The sequence below is a fragment of the Leptolyngbya sp. NK1-12 genome (genome assembly GCF_032598965.1).
Taxonomy (GTDB): domain Bacteria; phylum Cyanobacteriota; class Cyanobacteriia; order Elainellales; family Elainellaceae; genus Elainella.
On the sequence record NZ_CP053586.1, the window covers coordinates 3,043,112 to 3,066,415 of the forward strand.

Consider the following 23,304-nt stretch of genomic DNA (forward strand, 5'->3'; position numbering starts at 1 on the left):
CCTCATTGTTCATGGCTATTGCCCTAAAGTTAAATGTAAATTTCAATTAATTGATCAATTACTGATCAATTATTGTCCAATATTTGTTCGTTATCAATCAGATTTGTGACTAAAGCTCTTTCCCAAATTATTTCAATAAGCAACTTAAACCTGCTGCAACTGCTGTTGCCGTTCTCGCAATAACTGCATCACTTCACCATCAACTCAATCAAGCCTTACAAACCTAGCAGTAAACTTATCAATGATTCGGCAAGACTGCTGCCTATGCTTCGGTCGATTAGCGATCAATTCAGATTCAACTAAATGCGATTAGAGAATTTATAGCGGCGAAATATAGCAAATTTTGGCCCAAAATATCAATTGTAAAGAAATACAAATTCAGGCGATTGATCGCCCTATTTTCAGTTGGAATGGGCAACCTTTCTCGATATGATGAATAACCGCAGGGCACATTCACGTAGCCACATTAATGATGACAAGTGCATAGCGAATGTGAACTGCAAATGGGTATAGAGCCAACAAAAATCAATCCGTCAATAATTCAGTCAACAGCAAACCGCGTTTTAAGAAAATGGTACAGAATCAGGAACAGAATCAGAAAACCGTCGTAATTACGGGTGCTTCATCGGGAGTAGGTTTATACGCCGCGAAAGCGCTCACGAAGCGGGGCTGGCATGTGGTCATGGCCTGCCGAAATTTGGAAAAGGCAGAAAAGGCCGCTCAGTCAGTGGGAATGCCTGCGGGCAGCTATACGATCATGCACATCGATTTGGGTTCCCTGGCTAGTGTGCGGCAGTTTGTCAATTCCTTTCGGGCTAGCGGTAAATCGCTCGATGCATTAGTTTGCAATGCCGCCGTGTATATGCCGTTACTGAAAGAGCCGTTGCGCAGTCCAGAAGGTTATGAGCTGAGCGTGGCTACCAATCACTTCGGCCATTTTCTGCTGTGCAACCTGCTGCTGGAAGATTTGCAAAAATCCCCTGCACCGGACAAACGACTGGTAATTTTAGGCACGGTAACGGCCAATTCTAAAGAACTGGGCGGCAAGATTCCAATTCCGGCTCCAGCCGATCTGGGTGATTTGAAAGGGCTAGAGGCTGGATTCAAAGCGCCGATTTCGATGATCGATGGCAAAAAGTTTAAGCCTGGTAAAGCCTATAAAGACAGCAAGCTCTGCAATATGATTACGGTGCGGGAACTGCATCGCCGCTATCACGATTCCACTGGGATTGTGTTTAGCTCGATCTATCCGGGATGCGTGGCCGATACGCCTCTATTCCGCAACAGCTATCCCCTGTTCCAGAAAGTCTTTCCCTGGTTCCAAAAGAATATTACCGGCGGCTATGTTTCGCAGGAGTTGGCCGGTGAGCGAGTGGCTCAGGTAGTGGCCGATCCGCAATTTAAAAAGTCGGGCGTGCACTGGAGCTGGGGCAACCGGCAGAAGCAGGGACGGCAATCCTTTGTGCAGGAGCTATCGGAAAAAGCCACCGACGACAAAAAAGCCGAGCGCATGTGGGAACTGAGCGCCAAGCTGGTGGGGATTGCCTAAACGAAATTGCCTAAGCCAGCATCTACCGCATATTTTGCTTGCGTTCAGCTTTCGGATCTCGACTACCGGCGGCGGCCAGTTCAGCATCGAGCAGGGTTTGCCCGGTCGCCGCTAGATACACGTCATCTAAACTAGGACGGGATTGGGAGATGCCGAAGGTGGGCAGTCCGGCGGCCTTGAGGGCTTCCTGAATCGAAATCAGCGCTTCACTTTGGGGCGTCACGACTAAATTCAGCGAATTGCCCTGGGCTGAGTTGATAATCACTTCCTGCACAAACGGCATTGCTTGCAGCATTGCTTTGGCGCTTTCGGCTTCCTCGACGGGCGTAAACTCGCGAATCCGCAGCGTCACCCGATCGCCACCCACCCGGTCCTTCAGTTCCGAAGGAGTGCCGCATGCAATTACCACACCTTTGTCAATAATCGCGACTCGATCCGCCAGGGCGTCGATTTCTTCTAGGTAATGGCTGGTGAGTAGTACGGTTGTGCCGCTCGCTCGCAACTGCCGCAGAAAGTCCCAGACGATCCGACGGCTTTCGATGTCGAGTCCCACGGTGGGTTCATCGAGCACGAGCACGTCAGGTTGATGTAACAAACCCGCTGCCAAATCCAGCCGCTTCCTGAGACCGCCCGAATAGGTGCCCGTGCGTTTGTCGGCCCAGTCTTGCAGTCCTAACAGAGCAATCGTGCGTTCGATTTCGGCTTTGGCCGTGGCAGCCGGTAGGTGATAAATCGCCGCTTGTAGTTGTAGCAACTCGCGTCCGGTCAGAACTTTGTCCGGCGCTACCTCCTGCGCTACATAACCCAGCTTTTGCCGCACCAGTTTGGGATAGTCGAGCACTGAAATGCCTGATACTTCGATGCGACCGGCATCAGGAGTAGCTAGCGTACAAAGGCAGCGGAGCGTGGTGGTTTTACCGGCTCCATTGGGTCCCAGTAGACCAAAAATCTCGCCCGGTTCCACCTGAAGCGAAACATCCTTGACTGCTTCTACCGCACCGTAGCGTTTTTGGAGCTTTTCAATCAAAACCGCAGGAGTCATAGCTGCACTCACCTTGACCGTTCCAGAATCAATCGTTACATTCCTCAACTTTCATTGTAAGTTTGACTGGCCGGTTTGAGCGCTGCCTGAGTGCTAAGTAGAGCCAACTTCTGAATCAAAATCGTTAGAAATCAGGGAGCCAACAAAAGCCGCCGCCAGACTACCTTTAGGGCTTCTTGTTCGGCGGTACTCAAGGGTGGCAAGTTATTCTGCCACTCCAAGAAAAAGTTTTCGTCCGCGGTTCGTCGCAGCCCTAGCCTAGTTTCAGCCTCAGTAAGGCTTTGTATCGCATCTGTGGCTGCAACTATTTTGGCCATTATTTCGCTTTTGGCTTAACCCACGGCTTGCTTGATATTTGAATTCATTATAGGAGGTCGCTCTTTGACAAAAACCGCCGTGCCGCTCATGGTCTGGCAAATGATCGTCTAGTGCAGGTTCAGATGATCGGTATCCAGTCTGTAGTCAGCCATTTTGGCGAACTCTGCTACCAAGTCGGAGTGCTGATCGCCAAATCTAAGCCAAATTGGGGCAAACGACAATCGAAAGACAGCCGAGATCGGCTGAACCTGCTCTAGCTGATTAACTAATCGCTTAACTGATCGGCAAATGACTCAGCACGACGGTCAAATTATCGCTGAGGCTGGCAATCAGTTGTCGCGTCGCGGGTAGGCTGTCAATCACCATCCCTGCCGATAGCAGCATCATATACAGGATGGAATACTTGAACAGCGAGCGGGCCACCTGTTGATCCGACGGGGTTTGCAGCAGTGCCCAGGCTTTTGCAATAAATACGGCTCCCAGTCCCAAAGCAATCACCGCATAAACGGCTCCCAGCTCGTGCAGCGGGTATACCATCAGCAGCGTCACCGGAATCAGCAGCAGCGTATAGAGCCAAATCTGCTTCGCGGTCGGTTCATCGCCAGCAATCACCGGCAGCATCGGCACCCCAACCTTGGCGTAGTCCTGTTGGATCATCATTGCCAGTGCCCAAAAGTGGGGCGGCGTCCAGAGAAAGATAATCAAGAAATACAGCCAAGCGGCCCAGTTGAGTTCGCCCGTCACGGCGGCCCAGCCCACAAGGGGAGGAATCGCGCCTGCCGCACCACCAATCACGATATTTTGGGTGCTGTGGCGTTTCAGCCAGTGGGTGTAGACCAGCACATAGGTGACAATCCCCGACATGGCTAGCACCGCACTGAGCAGATTGGCAAACACCGTCAGCAGCGTAAAGGAAAGCACCGCCAGGGCAATGGCAAAGAGCAGTGCGTCGCGGGGTTGAATCCGACCAGAGGGCAGAGGACGATGGCGCGTCCGCTCCATTTCGTAATCGATATCGCGGTCATAGAGGCAGTTAATGGTATTGGCTGATGCGGCGGCCAGCGCACCGCTAATCAAGGTGATTAATAAAAGCAGCGGATCGACCTGGCCTTTGCCGGCAATCCACATGCTGCCTGCCGTCGTCACCAGCAGCAGAATAATAATCCGCGGCTTGGTGAGCTGCCAGTAGCTTTGGATCACCTGCCAAACGGTTTGGTGGTGGCGGGGGGCGTCAGTCCAAATTGTTTCGTGCATTCGAGTCTCTTCCTAATTTGTTGCTAGAGAGGCGCAGTTGGGCGCTAGACGAGAAAACGGAAATCAGGTATTTCTTTGGCTTTAGAGCTTTGGCTTTAGGGCTTTGGCCTCAAGGAGCGGTGGCCTGTGGCGCAGGATCTGCGACTGGAGTGTGGCTGCTCATCCAGCGTTCGCGCTAGCGACATGATCGCGCAGAGACAGAACCGTAAAGCAAACGAGCGTTCCCAACAGGGCGGCTCCGATGGCTTGGTGACTCACGGTCAGCAGTTCAACCTGTAGATGAAGTCGGAATGTTGCCAAACCTAGCAGCACTTGCAGCAGCAGCAGGCCACCAATCAGGTGAGCGAGTTGACGCAGTTGCGGTTGCAGGGCTGGGGTCCGCCGTGCCAGAATCACTACTGCCAGGGTGGCAATGCTAGCCGGAACCACGCCGATCAGGTGGGTATTCATGACGCTACAGAGTTGGGAAACCAGCAGACATTGGTGTAGCGCCCACCGCGAGCCAACCAAGCCGCCGGAAAGACTTTGCAGGTAGATCAAGCTAGCCGCAGTGAGGCTAACCCAGGGCAAGCGGCCTGCGGTACCCGTCGGACGGTAGGGCAGCAGCAGTGTGCCCATCACCAACAGGGTGGCAAAAAAGAGCAGAGCTGTACCCAAGTGAGCGGTGACGATGTCAAACCGCAGCAGTTCAGTAACGGTGAGGCCGCCCAGCACGCCTTGAAACAGGATGAGTCCCAATGCCAATAGCGCCATCCAGGGAGTCCAAGCCGGTAAGACGCGACGATGCCACCAGGTCAAACCCACTAGCCCAATGGTGGTGATGCCAATCAGGGCCGCATCGAGGCGATGGAACCACTCCAGGAATACCTGTAGGTTCATCTGCTGTCCTGGAAACAGGGTGCCATAGCAGAGCGGCCAGTCGGGGCAAGCCAAGCCAGCATTCATCACTCGCGTGGCGCTGCCAATCGCCATCAATAGAAACGTAGCAATGGCAATTTTCCAGATTAGCCGCCGGACCTGCGTTTGGGGCGGTGTTTTGGATTCAATATTGGTATTGGACTCAATATCAGATCGATCATCCAACTGTTGCTGAATTGGTAAATCTAAATTCAAACCTACGTCTGAATGCACACTCGAATTCGTCATTCCTGTCTCCTCATCGCATCCGGATCAGTAGCACATGATGCAAAACGCTGTTCAAATTTGTTTGAATCAGAGCAGTTAATCTGCCCTAGGCAGAGGAGATGATTTCAGTCACTAAGTAATTCAACTTAATTAAAACTAAGATCAGGGTGTTGTCGCCGCCCGAAGGGCGACAACACCCCCTTTGGGTTTCATGTTTAATTATGTTGTTCTACTTAATGATGATTGTTCTAATCAGCCGAAATGATCTCTTGCCACTACTCTAGTGACGCTCTTCCAAAAATCGAAAAGCTTTTGGGATTTCTTTGGATTGTTCGTGTTTCAGCGAGTACTCTCGATCTCAATGAACGTAAAATCTCTATCTTTTTGCTTATGCTCTGTAGCGATAGCTACATAAGCTTTTTGCGATCCCAAAGAAAACCTTAAAGATGTTTGTAGTTGCCTAACTTTTCCCGTCCAACTGTTCTAGTCTAACGCTGTAACTCAAAAGGGTGATCTAACGTAGTGATAGACCACTGCTACCAGACTATGGAGTTTATAGATTGCTGCCGGTATAAATCGGTCCTTACCCTTAACGTCCCCTCGCCCACGGAGAGAACTCAATCCTGATGAAGTTCGGTTCAAAGCTCGCCCTAACCTGTAAGAAGCGGTTTGCAAAGGATTTTGTCTTCTGAATCCGCCCTCCCTTTCGGGGATGCCCGCAGGGCTATAATCTCCCACCAGTAGGGGACTTTGAACAGCGATGGTTTGGGGAAGTCTCCCAGAATAGGAATTTGGGGGCTTGTCAAACGGATTCTAAAAATCAAGCTGTAAGGATAAAACTTCTTACATCTTTGTGAAGTTTGGGTTTGCTTGCCGAATTATTCCTTCACCATAAGGGAGATAGTGAACTTGCAAAAATTTGCTCTTCCCAACTGCTCTCCCAGTTTTCCGTTCTTCTGAGTCAACCTTCTGAGTCAATCAAGAGTCAATCCACTAGTAGCCGTATTAGCCGTGAATATTCCAAATAGTATTTTGACGATGCTGGCAGGAATTGCCCTCACCCTAGTCAGCCTTTGGTACGGGCAAAATCATGGTTTAGCTCCCGTACAGGCGTCCGCCGATGCTGTCTTGGTCGATGATTTGTTCAACACCATGATGACCGTCGGCATGGGCATCTTTTTGCTGGTAGAAGGCGTGCTGATTATTTGCATGTTCAAATTTCGGCGTAAACCGGGCGACGATACCGATGGTCCTCCAATTGCTGGCAACATCCCGCTCGAAATTTTGTGGACTGCGATCCCAGTCGTGATTGTGCTGGTGATCGGAGTGTACAGCTTTGAAATTTACCGCATTGAGGGCGGCTTTGACCCAGAAGCGGCTGAACAGTCGCCGGTCCAAGTGTCGCCAGTCCAAGTGGCCATGCTGCCGGATGCTGAAATGAGTGCCCCCCTTCTACCGCCAGCCGGCCAGCCAGTCAGCCACAAACCGATGCACAATCACATGGCGCTTGGGGTAGGCGGTATGCCGGATCAGATGAAAGACCCCGATCTGACCGTGAATGTGATGGGCCTGCAATACGCTTGGATTTTTACCTATCAGGATACGGGCGTTACCGCTGGCGAACTGCACTTACCTGCCGATAAGGATGTGAAGCTGGTGATTAAGGCGCAGGATGTGCTGCACGCCTTCTGGCTGCCCCAGTTTCGGCTGAAGCAGGATGCGATTCCTGGTCAAGATGCCGAGCTTCGCTTTACCCCCACCCGCGTCGGTGAGTACCCAATTATCTGCGCCGAACTCTGCGGTCCCTATCACGGCGCAATGGCCAGCAAGCTCTATGTGCAGCCAGCCGATGAATTTGATCAGTGGTTGCAGCAGCAAATCGCCAGCCAGCCCAATTCGGATCAAACCGTTGCTGCCAAGCCAGCCGCAGACCGCACGGATGCTGACTATTTGGCTACCTTTGCTGCTCACAATCCAGTGGATGCGGCAGCCTTAGAGCAACTGCATCCCCATTCCATGCAGCACTCAATGTCTGAGCAAGCGGCCCAATCCCTCCAGCCAGCGGCTTGATGCTCCGTTCCTCGAACCCTGACGATGCTGCCCTATCTGGTAGCGGAACCATTCCACCGTCTGTTGCAATTCGTTATGACTCAAACAGAAGCACCCACAACCAAGCTACCCTCTGGCCACCATCCTGCGCAGGAACGCAAGTGGCAGGACTATTTCACCTTCAACACCGATCACAAAGTGATTGGGATTCAGTACCTCGTTACCTCCTTTGTCTTCTTTGCAATTGGGGGCCTGATGGCGGACGTGATCCGCACCGAGCTGCGAACCCCCGCCTCGGATGTGGTCAGCCCCGAACTGTATAACCAACTGCTCACCCTGCACGGCACGATCATGATCTTTCTCTGGATCATTCCGGCAGGGGCAGGGCTGGCCAATTACCTGATTCCCCTGATGATTGGGGCACGGGACATGGCCTTTCCCAAAATGAATGCCTTGGCCTTTTGGATGCTGCCACCAGCCGGGGTGTTACTCGCTCTCAGCATTCTGGTCGATGCGCCCCAAGCTGGTTGGACCTCCTATCCACCCCTCAGCCTGATGACGGGCAAAGTCGGTGAAGGCATCTGGATTTTTTCGTTGCTGGTGCTCGGAACTTCCTCGATTCTGGGGGCAATCAATTTCTTTACCACCATCATCAAGATGCGCGTCCCCAGCATGGACCTCAACAGCATGCCGTTGTTTTGCTGGTCGATGCTAGCCACCTCGGCTCTGATTTTGATTGGGACGCCGGTATTGGCCGGTGCGCTAATTCTGCTGGCCTTTGATTTGCTGGTGGGAACGGCCTTTTTCAACCCCACGGGAGGCGGCGATCCGGTGGTGTATCAGCATATGTTCTGGTTCTATTCCCATCCGGCGGTATACATCATGATTCTGCCGCTGTTTGGGGCAATTTCCGAAATTATTCCGGTGCATGCGCGCAAACCAATCTTTGGCTATTTGGCAATTGCCTACTCCAGTCTGGCGATTTCGTTCCTGGGTCTAATCGTCTGGGCGCACCACATGTTTACCAGCGGCACCCCAGCTTGGCTGCGGATGTTCTTTATGATTACCACGATGGTGATTGCCGTACCGACGGGGATCAAGGTATTTAGCTGGTTGGCGACTATGTGGGGTGGCAAAATTGCCCTCAATAGCGCTATGCTGTTTGCCATGGGTTTTGTCGGTGAATTTGTGATCGGCGGCATTAGCGGCGTCATGGTAGCGTCTGTACCGTTTGATATTCACGTTCATGACACCTACTTTATTGTGGCACACCTACACTATGTCTTGTTTGGTGGCAGTGTGTTTGGCATCTACGCCGCCATATACCACTGGTTCCCCAAAATGACCGGACGAATGATGAATGAGCCGTTGGGTATCGTTCACTTTATCCTTACCCTGATTGGCATGAACCTCACCTTTATGCCGATGCACGCGCTGGGAATGCAGGGCATGAATCGTCGCGTCGCCCTCTACGATCCGCAGTTTCAGCCGCTGAACGAACTCTGCACAATCGGAGCCTATATCCTGGCCGTTTCGACGGTGCCTTTCTTGATCAATGCCGTTTGGAGCTGGATCAAGGGAGCCAAAGCCGGTGACAATCCCTGGAATGCCCTCACCCTAGAATGGCAGACTACTTCCCCGCCGGAGATCGAAAACTTCGAGACCCTGCCGGTTCTGGCCTGGGGGCCTTACGACTACGGCCTCGAGCGCATTCCTGAGGACATCGAGCCGCCGCTGACCTCGCCCGAACTTCAGCCCGATACCTCAGCCCTTTCCTGAGGGGAGTTTTGAGTTTTAAGTGTTGAGTTTTGAGTTTTAAGTTATCAAGTTCTCAGTTGCCCTGCTGTCCTATGAACTGCCAGCCCAATCCACTCAAAACTCAAAACTCAAAACTCAAAACTCAAAACTCAAAACTTGCCGTTACTACTATTTTTTGAAGGCTTATGCAAGGTTCCACTGTCGATTCTGCCAAGGCTGCGTTGAACTATCACGGTACGGTTGCAGGTGCAGAGCACGAAGCCCATCCCGACCATCGCATTTTCGGTGTGATTGTGTTCCTGGCCGCGGAGAGCATGATTTTTCTGGGGCTGTTCATGGCCTACCTGACGTTTCGCGCCGTCTACCCGACTTGGCCGCCTGAAGGCACCCCCGAACGCGAACTGCTGCTGCCCGGAATTAACACCCTGATTCTGATCGGCAGTAGTTTTGTCATCCACCAGGCCGATACGGCAATCAAGCAGAACGATGTGGGTGGCTTGCGCAAGTGGTTTGGGATCACCGCCGCCATGGGAGCCATCTTCCTGGTCGGTCAGATCTATGAGTATCACAATCTAGAATTTGGCCTCACCACCAACCTCTATGCCAGCACCTTCTACGTCCTGACGGGCTTCCACGGTCTGCACGTGTTTTTGGGACTATGCCTGATTCTGGCGGTGTTGTGGCGAGCACGTCGCAAAGACCACTACTCCAGCGAGCACCATTTTGGCGTCGAAGCGGCCGAACTCTACTGGCACTTTGTCGATGTGGTGTGGATCATCCTGTTTATTCTGCTGTATCTGCTCTGAGATAATTATCTGACCTAAAGCGGCTGGGGCAAAGGCTCTGGCCCTTTGGAGTCAGATCACAGCAATTCGATTTGCCTTTAATTCAGTCTTTAAGCATTAATTCTTAAAAACAATTAGCAGCCTAGTGGGAGCCGCTCAAATGGGAACTTCAGTCGATGTCAACAGCGAAAACTTTATGGCCGAGGTGGCAGAAAAATCGTTTGAGAAGCCGGTTTTGGTGGATTTCTTTGCCCAGTGGTGCGGCCCCTGTCAGCTCTTGAAGCCAATGTTAGAAAAGCTGGTACAGGAACATGATGTGGTGCTAGCCAAGGTTGACATCGACCGCAGCCCCGATCTAGCCAACACCTATCGAGTGGAAGGTGTGCCGGATGTGCGGGTGGTGATGCAGGGCAAGATGTACAGCGGCTTCGTCGGCGTTTTACCCGAACCGCAACTCAAGGATTTTGTCACCCAGCTCAGCGCTTTCTATGCCCAGTTGGGTAGCAAGTCGGAACTTGAACTTAGTCTCGAATCCGTACAGCAGCAGATTGCCGAGGGCAACATTCCCGCCGCCAAGGAGCAACTGGCCCAACTGCGCCAGCAGTATCCTGACAATGCGGCTATCGCCGTTTTTAGCGCCAGTTTTTTGATCAGCCTGGATGAACTGGGTGAGGCAGAACGAGTGCTGGCTCCCATCTCGGAAGGCATGGAGGGGTTTCCTCAGGCAGAAGCCCTGCGCAACCTGATCTACCTGAAGCTGGACAGTGCCAAGCCCTACACTCATGAACTAGACGAGCCGTTCTTTCAGGCGGTACAAGCCACGCTAGCCGCCAATTATGAAACCGCTCTGCAAGGCTTTCTGCAAATTCTCAACCAAGACCGCAAGTATCGCGAGGATGGTGCCCGCAAGGCGATGCTAATGATTTTTGACCTGCTGGGCGATGAGCATCCGCTCACTAAGGAGTACCGCAGAAAGCTGACCTCTGCTTTGTACTAAGGCTTTAACTAAGGTTCTAACAGATCAATCTAATCAATCAGAAATCAGTCAGAAACTCTGTAACATCAATGTTGTTAGCCTACAATCTTAGTTTCTGAGTTGGCCTGAGAATGCAGCTCGCAGTAAGTTAGCAATATGAGTTTTGATTTCTCTACTGCCTCAGATGCAATCGCGAACCCGTTAAGCTACTTTTCTGATCGAGGCGAAGATTACGAAAAGTATCGCCCGATTTATCCATCTGCCGCGATCGACACAATTTTGTTGGGTTTAGGTTCTCCAATTCAGGTTGTGGCTGCTGATGTTGGAGCCGGAACAGGGATTGGAGCAAGGTTGTTGGCAGATCGAGGTGTTCAGGTTGTGGCGATCGAACCCAACGAAGAAATGAGAACGGCAGCGACTCCCCATGAAAGAGTAGAGTTTGTGGCTGGAACTGCTGAGCAGATTCCGCTGAAGAATGCATCGGTCGATTTAGTCACCTCGTTTCAAGCCTTCCATCCAATATGGTCAGTCGAGATGCAAAGGATCTGCATCCGGTAAGCGCGACCGTTAGCAGCGGGCAAAATGTCTGCACTTTTGTCTACTTTGGGTGAATACCTCACCTCGGACTTAGGTACCCCGACCCTAGGAAAGCACCCGCAACACGCTGGGAATACTGGCAATCGTTTCAAAGGTGCGAATTTCGTCAAGCGCCTGCCGGAAATTGCCTTCTCGCACATCATGGGTAATCACCACGATTTCTGCCAGCTCATCCCGCATGCCGATCTGCACCACCGACTCGATGCTGACGTTGTAGTTGCCAAAGCAGGTGCCCAACTTGCCAATCACGCCCGGACTGTCTTTGGCCAGAAACCGCACATAGAAGCGCGTCACCAGTTCGGCCATCGGCGCAATCGCACAATAGTCTTGATGGGAACAGGCCAACAGCGGATCCAGCAATGGTGTGCCATCGGCTCGCATCACCGCTTCTCGCCCCACTTTCAAGATCGCCGCAATATTGAGAATGTCTGCCACCACCGCACTAGCCGTTGGACCCGAACCCGCTCCCGGCCCGAAGAACATCACCTGCCCAACCGGGTCACCCTCGATCAGAATTGCGTTAAACACGCCATTGACGCTGGCCAGCGGGTGGGTTTTGGGGACGAACGTTGGGTGAACCCGCACCTGAAGCGCATCGGAATCGGGTCCCTCGTCGCGTTTAGCAGTGGCTAACAGCTTGATCACAAATCCTAGCCGGTCGGCGTAGGTGATATCGGCAGCGCTGATTTTGCGAATCCCTTCGCAGTGCACTTCCGGCAGCTTGATGCGTCCCCCAAACGCCAGCGACGCCAAGATGGCAATTTTATCCGCCGCATCGAGGCCATCGACATCAGCAGTCGGGTCGGCTTCGGCATAGCCCAGGCGCTGGGCATCGGCCAGAACGGCGTCGAAATCGCTGCCCTCGGTCTGCATCCGGGTGAGGATGTAGTTGGTTGTGCCGTTAACGATGCCGGTCAGGGCACGAATTCGGTTAGCGCAAAGCGATTGTTTTAACGGCTCGATTACCGGAATCCCGCCCGCGACAGCAGCTTCCAGCAGCACATACACTCCGGCCTGATTCGCGGCAGTAAAAATCTCGTCGCCATAGCGGGCGATCGCAGCCTTGTTGGCCGTAACCACATGTTTGCCATGCTCAATTGCCTTCAGCATCAGCGAGCGAGCTGGTTCCAACCCACCGATTACCTCAACCACGATATCGACCGCTGGATCCGTGACAATCGATTCCAGATCCGTTGTGATCAGTCCAGGCGGCAGGGTGACGCTGCGGGGTTTATCGAGCGAGCGCACGCCAACCCGATGGATCTCAATCTCCTGCAGCAAGGGGTGGCGTTGGGTTGGATTCAGAAGAATTTCTACCGTTCCGGTGCCAACTGTACCTAGTCCCAGCAGACCAATCTTAAAAGCCACAGTTCCAACTCACTCTTCGATGGTTCTTCCCAATTGTAGGTGGGCAGGGCAGCTTGGTGAACCTCCGGCTGGATTTGATGGCTAACTAGGGGCAAACGATGCTTCAGCAAATCCTCTGAACCAGAACAGGACTTTACAAATTGTTTATGAAGGTGCTTGAAAATGAAGTAATCTTTACCTGTACTTCAAAATCTCTTGATGGTTCTACGGGCCGAGTATCGGCTTAATGCCATAGAATGTGACTATCACTGTGACAGCACCTAGACTGCTAACTACGCAGTTTCTCCTTTAATTTCTCTACCAAGCCCCCACTCATCCCCTCAAACATAGGCTTTTTAATCGAAGCTTTAATGGGGTAGGCAGTCGCCAACAAGTCTGAGTTGATACCTGCGAGTTAACACTGAGTGTCTATATTGTATTTTCACTGTGTATGCCTGGAGTACTCCCTGCAAGACTTGAGTTAGTTGCCCTGAAGACCACCAGGCAGTCCAGGAGTTAAGTTGAGATGGATAGCGAAAAGCAGCAGTGCTACCAGGTTGCCCTCCCTGAAGCTTCTCACCCCATCGACTCGGTCAAGGTAACGGCTGCCCAGACGGAGCCGCTGCACTCGCTGATGTCATCCACAGAATCGATAAATACTGCCTCTGGGGATGCTGAAGCCAATTTACCAGCCGTGATTGAGAGTGGGGAACCCGAAGACCTTCTAGAGTACATCCGCGGCGGCCAAGTTTGGCTGGTCAACAGCCGGCAGCGGAACGGCGTCATTCTTTGTAAACCATTTCATACCGAGTTTGCTGGCCCTGGAGCTGCGGTGGGTGGCTACCTCGACCTCGACTGTCAGCGGGTGATTCCAATGGGCAGACTGTCGTTGGTGCGTCCCACCTCCCATCAGGAGCGCCAAAACGCCTATCTGATTCGCCGCCAGTGGATTAAGCTAACCCAGCAAGTCACGGACAAGTCAGCTCCCCTACAGCGGGCACAGATGATTTTGAACCAGTTTGAAACCTACTTCGACAAAGAGACGATTGCCCGCATTCCCGATGAAGCCTTTGCCTTGATGGTCGGTGTGCTGCCCTACACGATTCGTATGGCCCGTCGCCCACCCGGTAAACTCACAGTCCGAGTCAGGGGCTGATTTTAGGTTTTGAGTTTTGAGTTTTGAGTTTTGAGTTTTGAGTTACTAGCCAGCGCGCCCCAGTAACCAATACTTTGCGTCCACCCTCTACCCTTACTAAAAATCCAGATCTGCTCGCTTAGGCAACTATCTCTTCTAGACTGATAAGGGAGTCTGCTTTGCTAACTTTGCTCCTTTCAGGAAAATTTTGTCATGACCAATAGTAGCTTTCCGATTGACCTTGGTGCCTATCAACCGCTCAAGCTCGATCCCACCAATCCCACCCTCAGCGATCAGCAGCGGGCAGCCTTAAAAGCCAATATCCAGCTTTGCCGGGATGCCATTGTGTTCTTTACGGCAACCGGGGCAGCTAGGGGTGTGGGTGGTCACACCGGCGGCCCCTACGACACGGTTCCCGAAGTGGTAATTCTGGATGCCTTGTTCCGCAACGCGCCGGATCAGTTTGTGCCAATCTTTTTTGATGAAGCCGGACACCGAGTCGGAACGCAATACCTGATGGCAGCTTTAGCGGGCGATTTGCCTGCCGAACAGTTGATGCACTATCGCATGGCCGACTCAAAACTGCCCGGACACCCGGAACTGGGACTCACTCCCGGCGTCAAGTTCAGCTCCGGTCGATTGGGACATATGTGGCCCTATGTCAACGGAGTCGCGATGGCCAATCCTGGCAAAACTGTGTTCTGTCTAGGCTCAGATGGCTCGCAGCAAGAAGGCAACGACGCCGAAGCGGCTCGCCTCGCGGTGGCCCAGCACCTGAATGTTAAGCTGATCATCGATGACAATGATGTGACGATTGCTGGTCATCCCTCCAAATACCTGCCTGGTTTTAGCGTCGCCAAGACGTTGGAAGGTCACGGCCTCAAGGTGCTCACCGGCGATGGGGAAGATATTGACGGCCTTTATGCCCGCATCTGCGAAGCTGTGACTACGCCCGGACCAATTGCGGTGATCAACAAGCGTCCCATGTGCCCCGGCATCGAAGGGCTGGAAGGCTCGAACCACGGTCATGACGTGATTTCGGTGAAGCTGGCGCTGCAATATCTGGAGAAACGCGGCCACACGGCAGCCGTCGAGTATCTCAACCAGATCGAAAAGCCCAAGCAGACTTACACTTTCATTGGCTCTGGCGATAAGTGGGACTCCAACCGCAACGTATTCGGGGATGCCGTTGTCGCCATCCTTGGCAGAATGAGCGAGGCAGAGCGCAAAGCCAACGTCATGGTGATCGACAGTGATTTAGAAGGTTCCTGTGGCCTGAAGAAAATTCATGACGCCCATCCCGAAGTGTTCATTCCCTCTGGAATTATGGAGCGGGGCAATTTGTCGGCAGCCGCAGGTTTTGGCATGGAGCAAGGCAAACAAGGCATTTTCGCTACCTTCGCCGCCTTTTTGGAGATGTGTATCTCTGAAATTACAATGGCGCGGTTGAACTACTCCAACCTGCTCTGCCACTTCTCCCACTCCGGCATCGATGACATGGCTGACAACACCTGTCACTTTGGCCTCAACAACTTCTTTGCCGACAATGGCCTCGATGATGGTTACGAAACCCGCCTCTACTTCCCGGCTGATGCTGGCCAAATGAAAGCCTGCGTCGAAGCGGTATTTAACGATCCGGGGCTGCGGTTTATTTTCTCGACCCGTTCCAAAACGCCAAATATCCTGGACGCGAATGGCAACAGTCTCTACGGCGAAGGCTACACCTTCACACCGGGCAAAGACGAGGTGATCCGGGAAGGCAATGCAGGCTATATTGTTGCTTTTGGCGATGCCCTCTATCGTGCCCTCGACGCAGTAGAACGCCTGAAGCAACAAGGCATGGATGTTGGCCTGATCAACAAACCGACCTTGAATGTGGTGGACGAAGAAATGATGGCCAAGATTGGCAAGTCGTCCTTTGTCCTGACCGTAGAAGCCTTTAACCGCAAGACGGGTCTGGGTAGCCGCTTTGGATCCTGGTTGCTGGAGCGGGGCTATACGCCCAAGTTTGCTTATCTGGGAACCCACGAAGAAGGTTGCGGCGGTCTGTGGGAGCAGTACCCACATCAGGGACTGGATCCAGATGGCATCATTGCTCAAGTGAAACAGCTAGCAGGCTAAGTTTCGCTGAGATGGACCGTTGAGATTGGTTTAGAGGCTCTGCTTACGGGTAGGGCCTTTTGTTTGATTCGGCTATTCATCTTCTACAATTGCTGTGCATCATCTAAAATCGCATAAAATCGCAGCCAATATCGATGAAATGGAATGGATAGGACAACTTTGAGATTGCTGAACTGTGCAAGAACTTGGGATTTGGATAGTTCCAAACCATTTGGCGTATCATTTGGCGTACCGCCATATAAGTAGAACAACATAATTAAACATGAACCCCAAAGGAGGTGTTGTCGCCGATCTTGGTTTTAATTAAGTTGAATTACTTAATACAATTGAACTACAATCAGCCAATTAAACTACAATCAACTGCAACAACTTCAAACTGAGGTGTGACATGGACTTTGAGGCAACAGTTTTCGGGACTGGATTGGGACTCGGTCTGCTGGTGGCTTTAGGCATCTGGCTCAACAAGTGGCGAGTGAATTCTTCACTGCGCAAAGAATTAGACAATATGAAAAAGCATCTCCAGACCCAGCTCAGCATCAATGCCAAGGGCTACGAAGAGATGCAGCAAGAGCTGAAGCGACTGAAGCAAGAAAACGAGAATTTGCGCATCACAGTGGCTACCCTCTCCAACAAGCCAGGCAGAACCGAACTTAGAACCCTGCAAACCTGGGATAAGGCGGTGCGGATCATGACCGTCAACTCACCCGGATTTGCGCCTGCCTGGGAGATGGCGCTTGCCGAAGCCAGTAAGGAAGTCCAGGAAATTGACACGGGCGTTAAAGCTCTGGTACGGCGAGTTTTTCCAATGTTGCCTCAAGAGTTGAGCAGTGCCCATTCCGATGAAGTCAACAGCAATAATTAAGCAAAATCCCAGCCTTCGTTGCTCAACCCTTCTCGCTCAGCAGGGCTTCTATCTCGCAGCTAAATGGCCAGCTGTCAGGAAACTCGACGGCTGGATAGTCTTGTCGAGCGTCAGTTAGATGTTGGATTTTTTGCAGTCGTGGTCTGCGTCATGGCCGATCCTCAATGACCCTCCAAAGACTGCCAAAATTCCCGACTCAGCAGGGCTTCTACTTTACGGCTAAACGGCCAGTGATCGGGAAACTGGACTTGGGGGTAATTGGCCCGAACATCAATCAGGGCATCTTGCCAGCACTGATCAAACACCTCTGCCAAATAGTTTTTGAGGCTGGGAGATTGCTTTAGCAAAGAGCGCAACTGCCGGCGCTGTTCCCGAATCGTATTCTCCCAACCTCGGTAATTGTGGGGCTTGCGGACGTAGATTCGCTTCAACAGATGAGCCATTAAAACCACCAGGCGATTTTCCAGTTCGCGTCGATCGCGTCCAGCCAAACCCTCAATCTCCTCGATCAGATGCTCCAGGTCCAATTCCGCCAATTGCTGCGCCTTGAGTTGGGCAACAGTTGCTTCGCACCAAGCGACAAAATCCTGATCGTATAAGCTGAGGTCAGGCATCGTTTGAGCCATTTTCAGTTCTGCCAGAGCTACTTCCCACGCTATCACACCCGGTTAGAGGCATTAGAGACTGTTTGTAAATGAATTTTAAGAGGCTAGAATCGACTTCACATCTGATCCTCTCTAACCCTCCTTAAATAAGGAGCCGAGTCAAATCTCTGAAGTCCCCCTTAAAAAGGGGGATTTAGGGGGATCTCAAGCTTTGTTTACAAACAAGCTCTTAAAATTGCAATCAATGAAGAAAATCATTGCTCTAGTTTTAGGACTGGTTCTGGCCTTCATCCTGCCCTCACCTGCTACAGCCGCCTTGTGCCGCACTGTTGAAAGACAGACTATCTGCATTCTGGAAATTAAGCGCAGTGCTAAAAACTATTGGGAATACCGGGCTGCCGTGAAAGTGAACGATGAGGAGCGCCCAATCGAAATCTACAACTGCCGCGATCGGATCCGCGTCAGACAGGACGGTATAACCGTACCGTTTCAGTCCAATGGAGCTGGCGAGCTGATTTGTCGGATGCTCAATCGTGCCCGCCAGTCATAAACGGATGGCTTTATTGCTTCGCAAGCTGGCTGAGTAGTGCTAGCGCCTCTTGTGTTTGCTGCTGGTTTTGCTCTTCCTGCTGACGAGCTTCAGCCTCGGCTCTTTGAGCTGCTTCTTCTAGCAATTCCTTCACCAGATCCACAGGCGGCAACATGGTTGAGTAGTGTTCGCGCAGCCAATAGTGAGCGGCAGATAGCACCGTGGTCAGCTTATCACCGCGTTCTAACCGGACTCGTTTCTTTTTCACCACCTGACACAGTTCCAGGTACAAATGCTTGATCAACCCCGGTTCGGTTCTCAGCTCTCGGCTGTTGGGGATATCTGAGCTAGCGAGCATCGCCTCCAAACGAGCATTGGCACTGCGGGTCCATTGCTTGAGGATTTCGATTTCCAGCTCGGTTTCGTCAATCATCTTGCGCTTGGCCTTGAACATGCGGCTGCGGTGGGGCAATTCCCTCATTTCTTGCTTCAGGCGTGCCCGCACCAGATATAAGTCATGAATTCTGCGGTTTGCTTCTTTCAGGGATTTTGGCAAAACCACGTCGATTTCGACGCCACGAATGTTGAATAGCATAGGTTTGATTGAGGTTTGTAGAGATTAAACGAATCCCAAAACCTAGCCTCTCTTTGGTCGAAGCAAAAACAGGGGGCTATGCAGTGATGTAAAATCCACCTTAGCCTCCCATGCTGCTGAACTCAGCCGAGGGGGTCAGCCGCCTTGGAGCTGCCGGATACAGCCTGGGGCGGCGCTAGATTTTGGACGAACTAGACCAAATGAATCAGATCAATGAATCAGATCAACAACTGAACGAACTGAATTTACTGAACTTAATAAAGGTTGCTTCGGATTTTTGAAACAACTTAAACAGAGAGATTACTCGCATCGTGTCTCTTTAGTCAACTATTTTGCAGAAACTGTAGCGTTTCAACAAATTTGTGGAGCAGGAGTCAGGCTTCCCAGAGCGTCAGCCGGCGGGAGTCAGGAGCATGAATGACCAGTGCATGGAATTTGTGGCTAGACCAACAAAGTCCGCCTACGCAGACTCGTGAAGATCGGGACTGTCGGTCTGCGAAGACACGCTTTGTCTAGTTGTCTATGGAGCTGCGAATTCCATTCACCAAATGGTCTGGGAAAACACCCATTGGCTCATGCCCGTACAGGAATTAAAAAACTATTCTGCCTCCTGCCTCCTGTCTCCTACCTTCCTACCCCAACTGCGACGGCAAAACGAAATATTTCTGCCAAGCCTCCACTGTTTCATCGGGCAGCCTGGAGTAGGACCATTCGATATGGGCACAGAGTCCTTCTAGGTCGGGGAATAGTGTCGAGGCGTTGATGCCCAATCGGTCGAGTTCAAACCGGATCTGGGCGAAGCAGGCAGGAGGGATTGTTATCTTGGTCAAACGAGGCAGGTGAGCTGGAGAGCTATTTAGACCTAAAAATTGTGCTTGGGCCGGATCAAATGGATGAATTGTGAACCAACCGAGCTGTGCTCCAATTCGAGCACTGACGATCTTCGGCTTAATCAACAAAATTCGATCAACCTGAAACGGACTAGTTTGCTGGGAAACCGTGGCATAATCCTCACGATCGGGTTGGTAAAGCCAAATCACACCGGCTTGATCTGAGGCAGGTCTGTTGACGGCAAACCACAGAGCCGCCAGTGGGTTGACGCTCCAGTCGAGCAAACGAGTTGCTAAGCCATGATGCTGCATCACCGCCAGCCATTCCCAGTCGTTTTCGGGTAGTTGTTCTAGACAGGGAATGCTCCGCAGTTTGAAGTCCTCCAGCATCGCCTGCTCGGCTTCTAGAATCGGCAAGTAGGTCAGCAGCCGCGCGATTTTGGGCAGCAGTGGCAAGTCTCTTCTTTGGCCGCGATATAGAGACCGTTTTCCCCGGTTGATTGCTCCAATCGTGGTGATCAATTCGGCAGTCGTGTTGACAGTAACTTCTTGCATAGATGGGCTGGCATAGACTTGAAAGGGGGCAAGACAAGGGGTAGCTCAGCTCATTATTTCTAGTGGTCAGAGCCTACAAGCCCAAGGAAACGGTGGCGGCAAGATGCCCGCACTCTATTAATTAAGTTGAATTCCTTCTATAGATGAACGACTGATTACGACCGAGATTCTCGTCTAAAGCTCCGCTATTAGTGAGACTATTAATGGGACTATAGATCATTGTTGCCTTAGGTTATAAACTAAAAAAAGGGCAATAGGTATAGTTACTTACTTTTTTGCTCGGTAAGTTATTGTACGACGCTCAATCTTCTGTCCATCCAAGCGTTAGCCGTTGTTGAGTAGAGAAAGTCATGGCTGTTGCGACAACCCAATCCCTCGAAGAACTTTGTATTAATTCCATCCGATTCCTGGCGATCGATGCCGTTGAGAAAGCCAAGTCCGGACATCCAGGACTGCCGATGGGTGCTGCTCCAATGGCGTTTGTGCTCTGGGATCAATTCATGCGGTTTAATCCCAAAAATCCCTATTGGTTCAACCGCGATCGGTTTGTGCTGTCGGCAGGTCACGGCTGTATGTTGCAGTATGCCCTGATGTATTTGACGGGTTACGACAGTGTGACGATCGACGAAATCAAGAACTTCCGTCAGTGGGGGTCCAAAACGCCCGGACATCCGGAAAACTTTGAAACGCCCGGTGTGGAAGTCACGACTGGGCCGCTGGGTCAGGGCATTGCCAATGCAGTCGGCTTAGCGATTGCAGAAGCTCATTTGGCTGCTAAGTTCAATAAGCCAGACCTCACCCTGGTCGATCACTACACCTATGTGATTGTGGGCGATGGCTGCAACATGGAAGGCATTTCCGGCGAAGCCTGCTCGCTGGCCGGTCACCTGGGATTGGGTAAGCTGATTGCCCTCTACGACGACAACCATATTTCGATCGACGGTTCTACCGATATCGCCTTCACCGAAGATGTCTCCAAGCGATTCGAGGCTTACGGCTGGCATGTGCTGCATGTGGAAAACGGCAACACCGATCTGGCTGCCATTGCTAAGGCGATCGCAGAAGCCAAGTCCGTCACCGACAAGCCAACCATGATCAAGGTGACAACCACGATTGGCTACGGTTCGCCGAACAAGCAAAACACGGCAGGCGTCCATGGTGCGGCCCTCGGTGGCGATGAAGTTAAACTCACCCGCGAAAACCTGGGCTGGAATTATGAGCCGTTTGTGGTGCCCGATGATGCCCTTAGCCACATGCGGCAAGCAATTGAGCGGGGTGCCAGTGCCGAAGCCGAATGGAACGAAATCTGGGCGCAGTACAAGACCAAATATGCCGAAGATGCCACCTTGTTCGAGCGGATGATCAGCGGCAAGCTGCCCGACGGCTGGGATAAGGTGCTGCCTACCTACAAGCCTGAAGACAAAGCGCTGGCAAGCCGTAAGCATTCGGAAATCTGCCTCAACAAGATTGCGGAAGTATTGCCGGAACTGATTGGCGGTTCGGCTGACCTGACCCATTCCAACCTGACTGAATTGGAATGCTCTGGCAGCTTCCAAAAAGGCGGCTACGAAAACCGTAATCTTCACTTTGGCGTGCGCGAACATGGCATGGGTGCGATCTGTAACGGCATTGCCCTGCATAGCTCTGGGCTGATTCCCTACGGCGCGACCTTCCTGATCTTTACCGACTACATGCGGAACGCGATTCGCTTGTCGGCCCTGTCCCATGCGGGCGTGATCTGGGTGATGACCCACGACTCGGTGGCGCTTGGCGAAGATGGTCCCACCCACCAGCCGGTAGAAACAATTGCGTCGCTGCGAGCGATTCCTCAGCTAACCGTGATTCGTCCGGCAGACGGAACCGAAACTTCTGGCGCCTACAAAGTGGCGATCGAAAACGCGAAGCGAAACCGTCCGACGCTGCTGGCCCTCTCGCGGCAGAACCTGCCCAACTTGGCCGGTAGCTCGATTGCTGGCGTCGAAAAGGGAGCCTATACGGTGGTGGATTGCGACGGCACGCCGGAGCTGATTCTGATCGGCACGGGTTCTGAGGTGAATCTCTGCGTCCAGACGGCTGAAAAACTGACGGCAGAAGGTCGCAAGGTGCGGGTAGTCTCCATGCCCTCTTGGGAACTGTTTGAGGCGCAAGATGCGGCTTACAAAGAGTCGGTGTTGCCCAAAGCAGTGAAAAAGCGGCTGTCGGTCGAGGCTGGCATCAGCATGGGCTGGTGCAAGTATGTCGGCAGCGAAGGCGACTCGGTCAGCATTGATCGGTTTGGCGCGTCGGCTCCGGGCGGTACCTGCATGGAGAAGTTTGGCTTTACGGTTGATAACGTATTGAGCAAAGCCAAGGCACTTCTTGGGTAAGGGCGGCCAACGCCTTCTCAGTTGACTCAGTTTTACTGAATCTTAATCTTTAGCTCTCCAATCGGAGGGCTTTTTTACTGCTTTTTGTTCAAGGATTGTGCTTGCTTGTGCTATAAATCACACGAATTGCAGCCAATTATCACCTTCTGCCCGGCTCGAATCAGCGATATTATCTGACATAAGCCACCCTCGTGAACTCTGTACATGTCAATTCAGATCTGCCTGCTAGACTCTGCCCTTTCAGAACTGTTTGCCCAAGCAACAGAATCCGGGCATCTGACATTGGCAGACCGCTATGGGCTATTGGCCGCCCTGCTTCAGGCCGAGTCCCTGACCGACGAGGAACGCTCGGTGATTGATCGGATGCTTTATGCCATTGTGCGGGGACGACTGCGAGCTGTGGATGATATTTCAGTCGTGCAGCCCCAACCTTCGCTATCAACAAAAAATTAGCAAACTCACAGAAGTGCTCATAGAGGGAATGTAAAAGCAACTCATAAAATAGAGTTACAAATTACCAAAGTTCTATGACTGAACTTGTTACGCTGGAGCTTCCAGAGGCATTAGCACAGCAGGCTAAGGATATTGCAGCGCTGACCCACCGAAGCTTAGAAGATGTTCTAATCGAGTGGATCGACCGCGCTGTTGCAGAGCTGCCGGTCGAATCTTTACCGGACGAACAGGTGCTTAGCCTATGCGATCTTCAAATGCCAGCCGATCAGGAAGCAAGCCTCAGCGATCTCTTAGCTCGGCATCGGGAAGGGCAACTGTCTCAAGCTGAAACTCAGCAGCTAGACGAGCTAATGCGAATTTATCGCTGTGGGTTAGTTCGCAAAGCTCGTGCTCTACAAGTTGCTGTAAATCGAGGCTTGCGGCCTCCCTTAGCCTCATAGCGATGGCGAAAAC

At 52.0% G+C, this 23,304-nt stretch carries 22 protein-coding genes; 14 read left to right on the forward strand and 8 right to left on the reverse strand.

Translation table 11 applies throughout. The features are described from left to right. Positions 1-571: 571 nt before the first annotated feature. On the forward strand, positions 572-1,549 hold the full coding sequence (locus tag HJG54_RS12770) for a protochlorophyllide reductase (protein WP_316435356.1): 978 nt from the start codon (positions 572-574) through the stop codon (positions 1,547-1,549). Between the two features lie 22 nt (positions 1,550-1,571). Here HJG54_RS12770 and HJG54_RS12775 read toward each other — a convergent pair whose 3' ends face one another. After that, positions 1,572-2,591 (reverse strand): ABC transporter ATP-binding protein, encoded by a 1,020-nt coding sequence (locus HJG54_RS12775; RefSeq protein WP_316435357.1) that lies wholly within the window; start codon positions 2,589-2,591, stop codon positions 1,572-1,574. Positions 2,592-2,722: 131 nt separating this feature from the next. After that, the gene (locus HJG54_RS12780) at positions 2,723-2,908 is read right to left on the reverse strand and encodes a hypothetical protein (protein WP_316435358.1); all 186 of its coding nucleotides are present in this window, start codon (positions 2,906-2,908) and stop codon (positions 2,723-2,725) included. Positions 2,909-3,031: 123 nt separating this feature from the next. Between HJG54_RS12780 and HJG54_RS12785 the strand changes: the two genes are divergently transcribed. Then, the gene (locus HJG54_RS12785) at positions 3,032-3,166 is read left to right on the forward strand and encodes a hypothetical protein (RefSeq protein WP_316435360.1); all 135 of its coding nucleotides are present in this window, start codon (positions 3,032-3,034) and stop codon (positions 3,164-3,166) included. A gap of 16 nt (positions 3,167-3,182) precedes the next feature. Here HJG54_RS12785 and HJG54_RS12790 read toward each other — a convergent pair whose 3' ends face one another. Together HJG54_RS12790 and HJG54_RS12795 are read right to left on the reverse strand one after the other, a co-directional pair. Continuing rightward, the gene (locus HJG54_RS12790) at positions 3,183-4,163 is read right to left on the reverse strand and encodes a heme o synthase (protein ID WP_316435361.1); all 981 of its coding nucleotides are present in this window, start codon (positions 4,161-4,163) and stop codon (positions 3,183-3,185) included. A 159-nt stretch (positions 4,164-4,322) separates the two neighbouring features. After that, positions 4,323-5,309, reverse strand: coding sequence for a COX15/CtaA family protein (locus HJG54_RS12795; RefSeq protein ID WP_316435362.1), 987 nt, complete (start codon positions 5,307-5,309; stop codon positions 4,323-4,325). A 990-nt stretch (positions 5,310-6,299) separates the two neighbouring features. Between HJG54_RS12795 and HJG54_RS12800 the strand changes: the two genes are divergently transcribed. The 5 genes from HJG54_RS12800 (at position 6,300) to HJG54_RS12820 (ending at position 11,414) form a co-directional block, all read left to right on the forward strand. Continuing rightward, complete coding sequence (locus HJG54_RS12800; RefSeq protein WP_316435364.1) at positions 6,300-7,358, forward strand: cytochrome c oxidase subunit II; 1,059 nt, start codon at positions 6,300-6,302, stop codon at positions 7,356-7,358. A gap of 75 nt (positions 7,359-7,433) precedes the next feature. Beyond that, entirely contained in the window at positions 7,434-9,116 is a 1,683-nt protein-coding gene (gene ctaD / locus HJG54_RS12805) for a cytochrome c oxidase subunit I (protein WP_316435365.1), read from the forward strand. A 164-nt stretch (positions 9,117-9,280) separates the two neighbouring features. Continuing rightward, the gene (locus HJG54_RS12810; RefSeq protein ID WP_036005430.1) at positions 9,281-9,901 is read left to right on the forward strand and encodes a cytochrome c oxidase subunit 3; all 621 of its coding nucleotides are present in this window, start codon (positions 9,281-9,283) and stop codon (positions 9,899-9,901) included. A gap of 139 nt (positions 9,902-10,040) precedes the next feature. Continuing rightward, positions 10,041-10,877: a tetratricopeptide repeat protein gene (locus HJG54_RS12815; protein WP_316435366.1), complete on the forward strand. Its 837-nt coding sequence runs from the start codon at positions 10,041-10,043 to the stop codon at positions 10,875-10,877. A gap of 135 nt (positions 10,878-11,012) precedes the next feature. Continuing rightward, positions 11,013-11,414: a class I SAM-dependent methyltransferase gene (locus HJG54_RS12820; RefSeq protein ID WP_316435367.1), complete on the forward strand. Its 402-nt coding sequence runs from the start codon at positions 11,013-11,015 to the stop codon at positions 11,412-11,414. Between the two features lie 84 nt (positions 11,415-11,498). Here the strand turns inward: HJG54_RS12820 and HJG54_RS12825 are convergent, their stop codons facing one another. Next, positions 11,499-12,821, reverse strand: a complete 1,323-nt coding sequence (locus HJG54_RS12825) for a homoserine dehydrogenase (protein WP_316435368.1) — start codon at positions 12,819-12,821, stop codon at positions 11,499-11,501. A gap of 505 nt (positions 12,822-13,326) precedes the next feature. On the opposite strand from HJG54_RS12825, the gene HJG54_RS12830 reads away from it, so the two are divergent. From HJG54_RS12830 to HJG54_RS12840, 3 genes are all read left to right on the forward strand, one after another. After that, positions 13,327-13,956, forward strand: a complete 630-nt coding sequence (locus tag HJG54_RS12830) for a hypothetical protein (RefSeq protein WP_316435369.1) — start codon at positions 13,327-13,329, stop codon at positions 13,954-13,956. Between the two features lie 192 nt (positions 13,957-14,148). Beyond that, positions 14,149-16,056 (forward strand): transketolase C-terminal domain-containing protein, encoded by a 1,908-nt coding sequence (locus HJG54_RS12835; RefSeq protein WP_316435370.1) that lies wholly within the window; start codon positions 14,149-14,151, stop codon positions 16,054-16,056. A 388-nt stretch (positions 16,057-16,444) separates the two neighbouring features. Beyond that, positions 16,445-16,918 carry a hypothetical protein gene (locus tag HJG54_RS12840; protein ID WP_036005444.1) on the forward strand — a complete coding sequence of 158 codons (474 nt, stop codon included), beginning with the start codon at positions 16,445-16,447 and terminating at the stop codon, positions 16,916-16,918. A 161-nt stretch (positions 16,919-17,079) separates the two neighbouring features. Here the strand turns inward: HJG54_RS12840 and HJG54_RS12845 are convergent, their stop codons facing one another. Then, positions 17,080-17,544: a DUF29 domain-containing protein gene (locus tag HJG54_RS12845; RefSeq protein ID WP_316435371.1), complete on the reverse strand. Its 465-nt coding sequence runs from the start codon at positions 17,542-17,544 to the stop codon at positions 17,080-17,082. Between the two features lie 223 nt (positions 17,545-17,767). On the opposite strand from HJG54_RS12845, the gene HJG54_RS12850 reads away from it, so the two are divergent. Next, positions 17,768-18,073, forward strand: coding sequence for a hypothetical protein (locus HJG54_RS12850; protein WP_316435373.1), 306 nt, complete (start codon positions 17,768-17,770; stop codon positions 18,071-18,073). 10 nt (positions 18,074-18,083) lie between these two features. On the opposite strand, the gene HJG54_RS12855 is transcribed toward HJG54_RS12850, so the two are convergent. Both HJG54_RS12855 and HJG54_RS12860 read right to left on the reverse strand, forming a co-directional pair. Continuing rightward, the gene (locus tag HJG54_RS12855; RefSeq protein WP_316435374.1) at positions 18,084-18,647 is read right to left on the reverse strand and encodes a hypothetical protein; all 564 of its coding nucleotides are present in this window, start codon (positions 18,645-18,647) and stop codon (positions 18,084-18,086) included. Between the two features lie 632 nt (positions 18,648-19,279). Next, positions 19,280-20,032, reverse strand: a complete 753-nt coding sequence (locus HJG54_RS12860) for an FRG domain-containing protein (protein WP_316435375.1) — start codon at positions 20,030-20,032, stop codon at positions 19,280-19,282. A 350-nt stretch (positions 20,033-20,382) separates the two neighbouring features. Between HJG54_RS12860 and tkt the strand changes: the two genes are divergently transcribed. The 3 genes from tkt to HJG54_RS12875 all read left to right on the forward strand — a co-directional run bounded on the left by tkt (position 20,383) and on the right by HJG54_RS12875 (position 23,291). After that, positions 20,383-22,398, forward strand: coding sequence for a transketolase (gene tkt / locus HJG54_RS12865; RefSeq protein WP_316435376.1), 2,016 nt, complete (start codon positions 20,383-20,385; stop codon positions 22,396-22,398). A 204-nt stretch (positions 22,399-22,602) separates the two neighbouring features. Continuing rightward, a complete protein-coding gene (locus HJG54_RS12870; RefSeq protein ID WP_316435377.1) occupies positions 22,603-22,851 on the forward strand; it encodes a hypothetical protein in 249 nt (82 codons plus the stop codon). A gap of 74 nt (positions 22,852-22,925) precedes the next feature. Beyond that, positions 22,926-23,291, forward strand: coding sequence for a hypothetical protein (locus HJG54_RS12875; RefSeq protein WP_316435378.1), 366 nt, complete (start codon positions 22,926-22,928; stop codon positions 23,289-23,291). The last annotated feature ends 13 nt before the right edge of the window (positions 23,292-23,304 follow it).

Coding starts and splice junctions, on each gene's coding strand:
- HJG54_RS12770 (WP_316435356.1), top strand. CDS start 572: ATGGTACAGAATCAGGAACAGAATCAGAAAACCGTCGTAATTACGGGT.
- HJG54_RS12775 (WP_316435357.1), bottom strand. CDS start 2,591: ATGACTCCTGCGGTTTTGATTGAAAAGCTCCAAAAACGCTACGGTGCG.
- HJG54_RS12780 (WP_316435358.1), bottom strand. CDS start 2,908: ATGGCCAAAATAGTTGCAGCCACAGATGCGATACAAAGCCTTACTGAG.
- HJG54_RS12785 (WP_316435360.1), top strand. CDS start 3,032: ATGATCGGTATCCAGTCTGTAGTCAGCCATTTTGGCGAACTCTGCTAC.
- HJG54_RS12790 (WP_316435361.1), bottom strand. CDS start 4,163: ATGCACGAAACAATTTGGACTGACGCCCCCCGCCACCACCAAACCGTT.
- HJG54_RS12795 (WP_316435362.1), bottom strand. CDS start 5,309: ATGACGAATTCGAGTGTGCATTCAGACGTAGGTTTGAATTTAGATTTA.
- ctaD (WP_316435365.1), top strand. CDS start 7,434: ATGACTCAAACAGAAGCACCCACAACCAAGCTACCCTCTGGCCACCAT.
- HJG54_RS12810 (WP_036005430.1), top strand. CDS start 9,281: ATGCAAGGTTCCACTGTCGATTCTGCCAAGGCTGCGTTGAACTATCAC.
- HJG54_RS12815 (WP_316435366.1), top strand. CDS start 10,041: ATGGGAACTTCAGTCGATGTCAACAGCGAAAACTTTATGGCCGAGGTG.
- HJG54_RS12820 (WP_316435367.1), top strand. CDS start 11,013: ATGAGTTTTGATTTCTCTACTGCCTCAGATGCAATCGCGAACCCGTTA.
- HJG54_RS12830 (WP_316435369.1), top strand. CDS start 13,327: ATGGATAGCGAAAAGCAGCAGTGCTACCAGGTTGCCCTCCCTGAAGCT.
- HJG54_RS12835 (WP_316435370.1), top strand. CDS start 14,149: ATGACCAATAGTAGCTTTCCGATTGACCTTGGTGCCTATCAACCGCTC.
- HJG54_RS12840 (WP_036005444.1), top strand. CDS start 16,445: ATGGACTTTGAGGCAACAGTTTTCGGGACTGGATTGGGACTCGGTCTG.
- HJG54_RS12845 (WP_316435371.1), bottom strand. CDS start 17,544: ATGGCTCAAACGATGCCTGACCTCAGCTTATACGATCAGGATTTTGTC.
- HJG54_RS12850 (WP_316435373.1), top strand. CDS start 17,768: ATGAAGAAAATCATTGCTCTAGTTTTAGGACTGGTTCTGGCCTTCATC.
- HJG54_RS12855 (WP_316435374.1), bottom strand. CDS start 18,647: ATGCTATTCAACATTCGTGGCGTCGAAATCGACGTGGTTTTGCCAAAA.
- HJG54_RS12860 (WP_316435375.1), bottom strand. CDS start 20,032: ATGCAAGAAGTTACTGTCAACACGACTGCCGAATTGATCACCACGATT.
- tkt (WP_316435376.1), top strand. CDS start 20,383: ATGGCTGTTGCGACAACCCAATCCCTCGAAGAACTTTGTATTAATTCC.
- HJG54_RS12870 (WP_316435377.1), top strand. CDS start 22,603: ATGTCAATTCAGATCTGCCTGCTAGACTCTGCCCTTTCAGAACTGTTT.
- HJG54_RS12875 (WP_316435378.1), top strand. CDS start 22,926: ATGACTGAACTTGTTACGCTGGAGCTTCCAGAGGCATTAGCACAGCAG.